This window comes from Flavobacterium sp., assembly GCF_020217025.1.
GTDB lineage: Bacteria > Bacteroidota > Bacteroidia > Flavobacteriales > Flavobacteriaceae > Flavobacterium.
Genome location: NZ_JAIWOF010000232.1, coordinates 1 through 10000 on the forward strand (window position 1 = coordinate 1; position 10000 = coordinate 10000).

Genomic DNA, 10000 nt, shown 5'->3' on the forward strand with positions numbered 1-10000 from the left:
ACAAACTAACCGACAAAGTTTATATCATTTCAACTGAGGATTACAAGATTGTACAAATGAAGAAGAAGTTGGAACAATGGATTTTGTTAAATAAATAAGAACCCAAATCCCTATTAATATGTTTGAAAAAGTTAAGAATCAAGATCATTTATTAGGCAAAACAAATAGAATTGTAGACGGAACTATTATTACAGGTGACATCACTACTTTAGCAGACTTTCGTTTAGATGGAAAACTGAAGGGAAATTTCACTTCAGAAGGAAAAATTGTAATTGGTCCTACAGGAGAAGTTATCGGTGATATCATTTGTAAAAGTATCGATATCGAAGGTGTTTTTTCTGGAAAACTTCAGGCCGAAGGTATGTTAAATGTAAAATCAAAAGCACATATAACAGGAGAAGTAATCGTAGGCAAATTAGCCGTTGAACCTGGTGCTCGATTTGAAGCCAGTTGCGAAATGCGAACTCAAAACAAATAATGGATTCAAATAAGAAAAAACAATCCAATAAGTGGTTAGCGCTAATTAACATCCCATTTCAAATGGGATTGATTATTTTTGGCTTCTCGTATCTAGGTGGTTGGCTAGATGAAAAATATCCAAATACTGGAGGTTATTTTCTAAAAGGAATTACACTACTTGGAGTTTTTGTTGCGCTTTATAATGTAATCAAACAAGTAAATCAATTAAATAATAATAAGTAAAGATGTTAAAAAAATTACCTGTAACTGTTCAAGTTTTATTAATTTCAAGTGTTTTTTTTCTAATTCATTTTGGAATAGTTACATTTTTAAATAAGATTGACACAACACCTTTTTTAATGTCATATGCTTTACAAATTATAATGACATTGGTTATTTTGTTAGCAATGATTAAAATTTATGATACAGCTAAAGAACAATTAGGTTTTGCTTTTTTAGGGTTGTCTACCTTAAAAGTAGGAATTAGTTATTTTTTTGCTACCGAATATTTATTTCAAAATAAGGCAATGCTTGAAACTAATAAATTTAATTTTTTCATCACTTTTCTGTTTTTTTTAAGTCTAGATGTCTATTTTACAATAAGATTGCTAAACAAAAAGTAATTTGTGGCAAAAAAATCATTAAATATTCAAAAAAAAATATTTTTGAAACTTGGAATATTAATTAAAGTTGTACTTTTGCAAAAATTTTTAAGACCAAAATTTTAGAATATAATCAATATGGTGATTTCAAGAAAACCACTTCATGTAATAGCAGCAATCGCAATCGCGATATTGCCTTTATTTAGTTTTGCTAATGTTTCTAATGATACAGTAAAAAAAGAAGCTCATGAAGTTCATGTTGCAGCTGATGCTAATCACGGAGAAACTGCTGAACCTCAGGACAAGAAAGCTAAAGTAGATGCGTACATTCAACATCACTTACAAGATTCTCACGATTTTACTTTTTTCTCAGATGAAAAAGAAGGTAAACATTATGGGTTTTCATTACCAGTTATTTTAATTGATAATGGTTTAAAAGTATTTTCATCTTCAAAATTTCACCACGGAGAAACTGTAGCTGAAGTTGATGGGAATTTCTACAAATTATACCACGGAAAAATTTATAAAACAGATGCTGCTGGAACTATTAACTACGACGAGCACCATCATCCAACAAATGCAAAACCATTAGATTTTTCAATTACGAAAAATGTGTTTTCAATGTTGTTTACATCTGCGTTGTTATTGTTCATGTTTGTTGGTTTAGCTAAATCATATAAAAAAGGACCAATCCCAACAGGATTTGGTAGAGTGTTAGAGCCACTTATTTTATTCATCAGAGACGAAATTGCTATTCCTAATATTGGAGAGAAAAAATACAGAAAATTCATGGGTTATTTATTAACTGTGTTTTTCTTAATTTGGTTGTTGAATTTACTTGGAATGACTCCACTAGGAATCAATGTTACGGGTAATATTGCAGTAACTATTTGTTTGGCGTTATTCACATACTTTATCACACAATTTAGTGCTAATAAAGATTATTGGATGCACATTTTCTGGATGCCAGGTGTTCCGGTTCCAATGAAGATTATCTTAATGCCAATTGAAATTTTAGGAACATTAACAAAACCATTCGCATTATTAATTCGTTTGTTTGCAAACATTACAGCAGGTCACGTTGTAATCATGAGTTTAATTGCAATGATTTTTGTTGGAAAAAATTTAGCAGCTGACTTACCTATATCATTAGGATTAACATTGTTTATTTCAATTATCGAAGTTTTAGTAGCATTCCTACAAGCTTTCATTTTTACAATGTTATCATCATTATTTATTGGTATGGCAGTTCAAGATCATCATCACGATGATCATCATTAAAATTTGAGTATTGTTTAATTTTATAAATCAATTATTATGTACAATTTAATTGGAGCTGGTTTAGTAGTAATCGGTGCAGGTTTAGGTTTAGGAAAAATTGGTGGTTCTGCAATGGACGCTATCGCGCGTCAGCCAGAAGCTGCTGGTAAAATTCAAACAGCGATGATTATTATCGCTGCTTTATTAGAAGGTTTAGCATTCGCTGCTTTAATCTTAGGAAAATAATAAAGAAAGAAAAAACAGTATCTGTAACGGTTGGTTACAGGTACTGCTTTTAAAAAGAAAGTACTATTTAAACATATATTTTTCAAAACATGGAGAAATTAATTAACGATTTTTCATTCGGACTATTTTTCTGGCAAGCAATTATCTTATTAATATTAATTGTATTAATGGTTAAATTTGCTTGGAAACCTATCATGAATTCAATTGTAGCTCGTGAGGAAGGAATTTCTAACGCTTTATTAGCAGCTGAAAATGCTAAAAAAGACATGCAGAACTTAAAGTCTGATAATGAAAAATTATTAGCTGAAGCTAGAGCTGAAAGAGACTTGATGATTAAAGAAGCAAGAGAAATCAAAGAAAAAATGATTGCTGATGCTAAATCTGAAGCACAAGTTCAAGGAGCAGCAATGATTGAATCTGCGAAAGCAACAATCGAAAGTGAAAAAAATGCAGCTATGGCAGAATTGAAAAATCAAGTTTCTTCTTTGTCATTAGAAATCGCTGAGACATTATTAAAAGGAGAATTATCTAACAAAGAAGCTCAAACTAAATTAGTTGAGAAAATGTTAGGTGACGCTAAATTAAACTAATATCATGGCAGGAACTAGAGCAGCAATTCGATACGCTAAAGCCATTTTGGACATTGCCCAAGTAAATAACAGCACACAAGCTGTAAATTCAGACATGACTGCTATTGCTAACGCAATTAAAGAAAGTGCTGAGTTAAAAGACTTTTTGCAAAGCCCAGTTGTTAAAGGTGAAATTAAATTTTCGTCTTTAAACGAAATTTTTACTTCTGCTCAAAAAGAGACAAAAGGATTATTTCAATTGCTTTTAGCTAACAAAAGATTTGAATTATTAAATGATGTTGCTTTACAGTTCAATGCTTTATATGATGAACTTAACGGAATTGAAGTAGCTAAAGTTACAACTGCTATTCCAATGACGCCTGAGTTAGAAGCTAAAGTATTGGCAAAAATTGCATCGTTTTCAAATAAAAATATTACTATTCAAAATATTGTAGATCCATCAATTATTGGAGGATTTATTTTAAGAATGGGAGACAAACAATACAATGCATCTGTATCAAGCAGATTGCAAAATTTAAAAAGAGAGTTTAGTAATTAATATACCATTAAAGATATATCAAAATGGCGGAAATTAAACCTGCTGAAATTTCAGCAATATTAAAACAACAATTATCAGGTTTTGAATCTGGTGCATCGTTAGAAGAAGTTGGAACAGTACTTCAAGTTGGGGACGGTATCGCTCGTGTTTACGGATTATCAAACGCTCAATACGGAGAGTTAGTTCAATTCGAAAACGGATTAGAAGCTATCGTATTGAACTTAGAAGAAGACAATGTTGGGGTGGTACTTTTAGGACCATCTACAGGAATCAAAGAAGGTTCTACAGTAAAAAGAACACAACGTATTGCTTCTCTTAAAGTAGGAGAACAAATGGTAGGTCGTGTTGTAGATACTTTAGGTAACCCAATTGATGGTAAAGGTCCAATCGGTGGTGAGTTATTCGAGATGCCATTAGAAAGAAAAGCTCCTGGAGTTATCTTCCGTCAGCCAGTAACTGAACCATTACAAACAGGTGTAAAAGCAGTTGATGCTATGATTCCAGTAGGTAGAGGTCAACGTGAGTTGGTTATTGGTGACCGTCAAACTGGTAAATCAACAGTTTGTATCGATACTATCTTAAATCAAAAAGAATTTTACGATGCAGGAAAACCTGTATTCTGTATATATGTTGCAATTGGACAAAAAGCTTCAACTGTAGCAGGAATCGCAAAAATGTTAGAAGAAAAAGGTGCAATGGCTTATACAGTTATCGTTGCTGCTAATGCTTCTGACCCAGCTCCAATGCAAGTATATGCTCCTATGGCAGGTGCTGCAATTGGTGAGTATTTTAGAGATTCTGGTCGTCCAGCTTTAATTGTTTATGATGATTTATCTAAACAAGCTGTAGCTTACCGTGAGGTGTCTTTATTATTAAGAAGACCACCAGGACGTGAGGCTTATCCTGGAGACGTTTTCTACTTACACTCTCGTTTATTAGAAAGAGCTTGTAAAGTTATCGCTAACGACGAAATCGCTAAAAATATGAACGATTTACCAGATTCTATCAAAGGAATCGTTAAAGGTGGTGGTTCGTTAACAGCGTTACCAATTATCGAAACTCAAGCGGGTGACGTATCTGCATATATCCCAACAAACGTAATTTCGATTACAGACGGACAGATCTTCTTAGATGGTGATTTATTCAACTCTGGAGTTCGTCCTGCAATTAACGTTGGTATTTCTGTATCTCGTGTGGGTGGTAATGCACAGATTAAATCAATGAAAAAAGTATCAGGTACTTTAAAATTAGACCAAGCACAATTCCGTGAATTAGAAGCTTTCGCGAAATTTGGTTCTGACTTAGATGCGGTTACTTTAAACGTGATTGAAAAAGGAAAAAGAAACGTTGAAATCTTAAAACAAGGTTTAAACTCTCCTTTTACAGTAGAAGATCAGGTGGCTATCATTTATGCAGGTTCTAAAAACTTGTTAAGAAATGTACCAGTTGTAAAAGTAAAAGAATTTGAAAAAGATTTCTTAGAATACTTAAACGCTAAACACAGAGATACATTAGACGCACTTAAAGCAGGTAAGTTTGATGACGCTATCACTGACGTTTTAGAAAAAGTAGCGAAAGAAATTTCAGCAAAATATAATTAATTTTCAGTGAAAAGTGAATAGTGATTAGTAAAAAGCTAATTACTATTCACTAATTACTAATTACTATAAAAACATGGCAAACTTAAAGGAAATACGTAATAGGATTACTTCTGTTTCATCTACGATGCAAATTACATCGGCGATGAAAATGGTTTCTGCTGCAAAATTAAAAAAAGCGCAAGATGCTATTACAGCTATGCGTCCGTATGCAGAAAAACTTACTGAGCTATTACAAAACTTAAGTGCAACTCTTGAAGGAGAAGTTGGTGGTGCTTTTACAGCTCAAAGAGAAGTAAACAAAGTACTTATCGTTGCAATTACTTCAAACAGAGGTTTGTGTGGTGCGTTTAATACCAATGTAATTAAACAAGCAAAAGCAGTTGCTGATACGTATGCTGGAAAACAAGTAGATATTTTTGCTATTGGTAAGAAAGGAAACGATGTTTTACGCAAAACAAACAACGTAATCGAAGTTAACAATGTTATTTTTGACAAATTAACTTTCGAAAATGCTGCTGATATTGCACAACAATTAATGGATAAATTTGTGGCAGGTGATTACGATAAAATCGAAATTGTTTACAACGAATTTAAAAATGCTGCAACTCAAATTGTAAGAACGCAACAGTTTTTACCTTTAGCTCCAATTGTTGGTGGCGAAGTAGTAGCTTCTGATTATATTTTTGAACCATCTAAAGAAGAAATTGTGTTAACATTGATTCCAAAATCATTAAAAACACAATTATACAAATCAATTAGAGATTCATTTGCAGCAGAACACGGAGCGCGTATGACAGCAATGCACAAAGCAACCGATAACGCTACAGAATTAAGAGACCAATTAAAATTAACATACAACAAAGCACGTCAAGCTGCTATTACAAACGAAATCTTAGAGATTGTTGGTGGAGCAGAAGCTTTGAATAACTAATTTTAATTTAGATATTATAAAAAGTCCCGATTTATTCGGGACTTTTTTGTTTTATATTTGTGAGAATAACTAAGTTTAATTTGAACTACAGGAAATCAGCATACGTAATTGCATTAAATAATTTTATATGAAATATATTATTGTTATACTTACAACTATTCTTTTTATGAGCTGTAATGAGACCATAAAAAATGTAGAATCAATAGAAGTATATTACATTAGAGATGGTGTAAATTATCCAATTGATATAAATTGTGAGGCAATTAGAGATAAAGGTTTCGATGAAATAAGAGAAGAACTGTTAATTAATGATCCTGATTTTATTTCAAAATTCAAAATTCAATATAGAAAATTAAGACCATCTAATTCAAACAAAACGTTTAATGTTAAAATGCAAGCTATTACTCACTTTAATGAAAAATCAGATACTATTTGTATAGGAACTTTTAATCAAATTTCAATTAATGGAAAAAATGCAAATGATTCTAAAGAATTAATGTTATTGATTAAGGATAAAATTGGTGTAACTCCAAATTAAGGAAAAACAAGATAGTGCGGAATTTCATTCCTTACCCAAAAATTAATTCTCACAACCACATCTTCATTTAACAAAACCTTTTTTTCCTCCTTTACTTTTATTGGTATATTTGTAAGTAACAAACTATTTTCCAATGAAAAAATATTGCTGTTTCTTCTTACTACTTTTCATCTTTTTTGGTAATGCTCAAAATCTTCGTTTAGAAGACATCATGAAAGGCGACGAATTCATAGGGCACCAACCTGATAATCACCGTTGGTCTATCGATGGACAAACCGTTTTATTTGATTGGAATCCGAATAATGAAGTCGATAACAGTACCTATTTTTGGAACAAATCAAGTAAATCACCGCAAAAAGTAACGACTTCAAATCCGATTTACGATTTGGATTTCATCGCAACGCAAAAAGAGTATGATGTGGTATATTATACCAATCAAGGTGTTTTGTATTCGTATACCAAATCCACAAAAAAGACTAAAAAAGTCATTCAATTAGCCGACCGAATAGCCTCTGTTCAAAGAAGTAGTGATCCTGATATTATCTTTTTTCAGCAAAACCGCAATGTGTATCAATTCAATACCAAAGATTTTTCGATTGTTCAATTGACGAATTTTAGAACAGGGAAAGAAAGTAAATCGTCAAAAGAAGAAGATTCGTTCTTAAAAAATCAACAAAAGGAATTGTTTCAATTTGTTCGCGATGAAGAAACATCTTCGAAATGGTATGAAGAAAAATCTAAAAGCAAGAAAGAGAAATTCCCAAAAGAAATCTATTACGATAAATCAACTTTAGAACAAATAAAAGCATCACCAGATGGAAAATTTGTAACCTTTAGAATTTCTGATTATCCAAGTCAAGCTTCTACAAACGTTGAAAATTTCATTACAGATGATGGATTTACACGTCAAGAAAAAGCAAGAGCAAAAGTTTCAACAGAAAATTTCAGTAAACACAAATTCGGAATTTTCAATGTTGAAAGAGATACAACGTATTATGTTTCGTTTTCCAATTTATCCGGAATCAAAGATGCACCAAAATATTATCAAGACTACGAAAATCTAAAAGACAAATCGGATTACGAAACCGCTATTGTAATGATGAGTCCAGTCTATAGCCAAGACGGAAAAAATGCCGTTTTAGAAATCAGAAGTCAAGACAACAAACACCGTTGGATGGTACAATTGGATTTAGTTTCAGGAAAAATAACCGAGTTAGACCATCAACACGATGAAGCTTGGATTGGCGGACCTGGAATTCCAGGCTATAGTTTCAGTAGCGGAACTATAGGTTTTATTGATAATTCGACTTTTTATTTTCAATCAGAAGCTACTGGTTTTTCGCATTTGTATACGTATAATTTGAAAACCAAGAAAAAAGAAGCGTTAACAAAAGGGAATTGGGAAGTTCGTGAAGTGAAATTAGCCAACGACAAAAAATCATTTTACATTACTACTACCACAACGCATCCAGGAAATAGAAGTTTTTACAAATTAGACATCGCTTCCAAAAAAATGACTGGAATTTTAATGAACGACGGCAATTACGAAGTAGAAGTATCTCCAGATGAAAAAACACTTTTAGTGCGTTATTCGTATAAAAACAAACCATGGGAATTGTACGTTGGAGCCAACAAACCTAATTCTGATTTGAAACAAATTACGTTTTCAACTACGCCAGAATTCAAAAAATACAATTGGAAAACACCAGAAGTTATCACATTTAAAGCAGAAGATGGAACGACAATCTACGCACGTTTGTACCAACCAAAAGTGGAGAACAAGAACAAAGCGGCAGTCATTTTTGTACACGGTGCTGGATATTTGCAAAACGCACATAATTATTGGAGCACCTACCACAGAGAATACATGTTTCACAATATGTTAACCGATTTAGGCTACACCGTTTTAGACATCGATTACAGAGCCAGCGATGGTTATGGGCGCGATTTCAGAACGGGAATCTACCGTCACATGGGTGGAAAAGATTTATCGGACCATTTAGATGGAAAGAAATATTTAGTAGAAAAAGTAGGAATTGACGCCAACCGTGTTGGAATTTACGGCGGCTCTTATGGCGGATTCATCACATTGATGGCATTGCTAACAGAACCTGGCGAATTCAAAGCAGGCGCAGCATTACGTTCGGTTACAGATTGGGCGCATTACAATCATGGTTACACTTCAAATATTTTGAATTTCCCAGAAACCGATCCTGAAGCGTACAAGAAAAGTTCACCGATTTATTTCGCGAATAACTTACAAGACAAATTGTTAATGTTACACGGAATGGTAGACGACAACGTACAATTTCAAGACATTGTGCGATTAACGCAACGTTTTATCGAATTAGGAAAGAAAGACTGGGATTTAGCCGTATTTCCAGTAGAAGCGCATGGGTTTACCGAAACGTATTCTTGGGTTGATGAATACCGAAGAATTTTAGACTTATTCAACGAAAATCTATTACAAAAATAAAATGCCACAGTTACTCGAATTAGGAACAAAAGCCGAAATGTTAGAGCAATTGCCTATCATCCAACAATTGTATCCTGATTATACACTTGAAATTTATGGGAATTTGCTAGACAAAATGATTCCGCACAATTACAAACAACTTGTTGTAGTCGAAAACGGAATCACTATTGGTTTAGCCGGATTTTGGATTGGAACTAAATTGTGGAGTGGCAAATATCTAGAAATGGATAATGTTGTCGTACACGAAGATTTTCGTTCCAAAGGAATTGGAAGTATTATGACCGAATATCTCAATCAAAAAGCAATCGATGAAAACTGTAATATGATTACTTTAGATGCGTATACGACCAATTTTGGAGCCCAAAAATTCTACATGAATCACGGATTTGTACCCAAAGGATTTCATTTTGTGAAATATTTGAAGGATTAATTATTCAAGTATTCCCAAATAAAACTATAAAATTCACTTTGTTGTTTTACTCTTTTCTCGTAGCTCGAAATGTTACCTGAATGACCAGCAACCTTATTTACTTTCAAAAAAATAGGATTTTTCTGCGCTATTCTATTTTGTAATCTTGCTGCAAATTTATAGGATTGAAAAGGCGGCACTCTATCGTCGTTTTCAGAAGTAATAATTAAGCAAGTTGGATAATTCACATCTTCTTTAATCGTGTGATACGGCGAATATAAAAGCATAGATTGAAATTCTTCTTTGTTGTTTGGATCTCCATATTCATCAAAATGATGAATTCCAGAGGT

Annotated in this window: 13 protein-coding genes; 12 read left to right on the plus strand and 1 reads right to left on the minus strand. The window is 32.7% G+C overall.

What is annotated here, in order from left to right:
- Positions 1 to 118 precede the first annotated feature (118 nt).
- From LDL23_RS12295 to LDL23_RS12350, 12 genes are all read left to right on the plus strand, one after another.
- A complete protein-coding gene (locus tag LDL23_RS12295) occupies positions 119 to 478 on the plus strand; it encodes a polymer-forming cytoskeletal protein (RefSeq protein WP_291265964.1) in 360 nt (119 codons plus the stop codon).
- Positions 478 to 702: an AtpZ/AtpI family protein gene (locus LDL23_RS12300; protein ID WP_291265965.1), complete on the plus strand. Its 225-nt coding sequence runs from the start codon at positions 478 to 480 to the stop codon at positions 700 to 702. The genes LDL23_RS12295 and LDL23_RS12300 overlap by 1 nt, the downstream gene beginning before the upstream one ends.
- A gap of 2 nt (positions 703 to 704) precedes the next feature.
- Positions 705 to 1082 (plus strand): hypothetical protein, encoded by a 378-nt coding sequence (locus LDL23_RS12305; RefSeq protein WP_291265966.1) that lies wholly within the window; start codon positions 705 to 707, stop codon positions 1080 to 1082.
- Between the two features lie 117 nt (positions 1083 to 1199).
- Complete coding sequence (gene atpB / locus LDL23_RS12310; protein WP_194093529.1) at positions 1200 to 2342, plus strand: F0F1 ATP synthase subunit A; 1143 nt, start codon at positions 1200 to 1202, stop codon at positions 2340 to 2342.
- A 36-nt stretch (positions 2343 to 2378) separates the two neighbouring features.
- Complete coding sequence (gene atpE, locus LDL23_RS12315; RefSeq protein ID WP_111566383.1) at positions 2379 to 2567, plus strand: ATP synthase F0 subunit C; 189 nt, start codon at positions 2379 to 2381, stop codon at positions 2565 to 2567.
- An 89-nt stretch (positions 2568 to 2656) separates the two neighbouring features.
- Positions 2657 to 3157 carry a F0F1 ATP synthase subunit B gene (locus tag LDL23_RS12320; protein ID WP_133608828.1) on the plus strand — a complete coding sequence of 167 codons (501 nt, stop codon included), beginning with the start codon at positions 2657 to 2659 and terminating at the stop codon, positions 3155 to 3157.
- 4 nt (positions 3158 to 3161) lie between these two features.
- Positions 3162 to 3695, plus strand: a complete 534-nt coding sequence (gene atpH, locus LDL23_RS12325; RefSeq protein ID WP_291265967.1) for an ATP synthase F1 subunit delta — start codon at positions 3162 to 3164, stop codon at positions 3693 to 3695.
- A 23-nt stretch (positions 3696 to 3718) separates the two neighbouring features.
- Positions 3719 to 5296 (plus strand): F0F1 ATP synthase subunit alpha, encoded by a 1578-nt coding sequence (gene atpA, locus LDL23_RS12330; RefSeq protein WP_291265968.1) that lies wholly within the window; start codon positions 3719 to 3721, stop codon positions 5294 to 5296.
- A gap of 73 nt (positions 5297 to 5369) precedes the next feature.
- Positions 5370 to 6227, plus strand: coding sequence for an ATP synthase F1 subunit gamma (atpG, locus tag LDL23_RS12335; RefSeq protein WP_291265969.1), 858 nt, complete (start codon positions 5370 to 5372; stop codon positions 6225 to 6227).
- 127 nt (positions 6228 to 6354) lie between these two features.
- Positions 6355 to 6765 carry a hypothetical protein gene (locus LDL23_RS12340; RefSeq protein ID WP_291265970.1) on the plus strand — a complete coding sequence of 137 codons (411 nt, stop codon included), beginning with the start codon at positions 6355 to 6357 and terminating at the stop codon, positions 6763 to 6765.
- Between the two features lie 133 nt (positions 6766 to 6898).
- A complete protein-coding gene (locus LDL23_RS12345) occupies positions 6899 to 9241 on the plus strand; it encodes a prolyl oligopeptidase family serine peptidase (RefSeq protein ID WP_291265971.1) in 2343 nt (780 codons plus the stop codon).
- 1 nt (position 9242) lies between these two features.
- Positions 9243 to 9671 (plus strand): GNAT family N-acetyltransferase, encoded by a 429-nt coding sequence (locus LDL23_RS12350; RefSeq protein WP_291265972.1) that lies wholly within the window; start codon positions 9243 to 9245, stop codon positions 9669 to 9671.
- Here LDL23_RS12350 and LDL23_RS12355 read toward each other — a convergent pair.
- Positions 9668 to 10000 (minus strand): prolyl oligopeptidase family serine peptidase (locus tag LDL23_RS12355; protein WP_291265973.1); only part of this gene is annotated, 333 nt, incomplete at its 5' end. The genes LDL23_RS12350 and LDL23_RS12355 overlap by 4 nt on opposite strands.

Bases quoted from the DNA above. Each gene is read 5' to 3' on its own strand.
- LDL23_RS12295 (WP_291265964.1), top strand. From the start codon at position 119: ATGTTTGAAAAAGTTAAGAATCAAGATCATTTATTAGGCAAAACAAAT.
- LDL23_RS12300 (WP_291265965.1), top strand. From the start codon at position 478: ATGGATTCAAATAAGAAAAAACAATCCAATAAGTGGTTAGCGCTAATT.
- LDL23_RS12305 (WP_291265966.1), top strand. From the start codon at position 705: ATGTTAAAAAAATTACCTGTAACTGTTCAAGTTTTATTAATTTCAAGT.
- atpB (WP_194093529.1), top strand. From the start codon at position 1,200: ATGGTGATTTCAAGAAAACCACTTCATGTAATAGCAGCAATCGCAATC.
- atpE (WP_111566383.1), top strand. From the start codon at position 2,379: ATGTACAATTTAATTGGAGCTGGTTTAGTAGTAATCGGTGCAGGTTTA.
- LDL23_RS12320 (WP_133608828.1), top strand. From the start codon at position 2,657: ATGGAGAAATTAATTAACGATTTTTCATTCGGACTATTTTTCTGGCAA.
- atpH (WP_291265967.1), top strand. From the start codon at position 3,162: ATGGCAGGAACTAGAGCAGCAATTCGATACGCTAAAGCCATTTTGGAC.
- atpA (WP_291265968.1), top strand. From the start codon at position 3,719: ATGGCGGAAATTAAACCTGCTGAAATTTCAGCAATATTAAAACAACAA.
- atpG (WP_291265969.1), top strand. From the start codon at position 5,370: ATGGCAAACTTAAAGGAAATACGTAATAGGATTACTTCTGTTTCATCT.
- LDL23_RS12340 (WP_291265970.1), top strand. From the start codon at position 6,355: ATGAAATATATTATTGTTATACTTACAACTATTCTTTTTATGAGCTGT.
- LDL23_RS12345 (WP_291265971.1), top strand. From the start codon at position 6,899: ATGAAAAAATATTGCTGTTTCTTCTTACTACTTTTCATCTTTTTTGGT.
- LDL23_RS12350 (WP_291265972.1), top strand. From the start codon at position 9,243: ATGCCACAGTTACTCGAATTAGGAACAAAAGCCGAAATGTTAGAGCAA.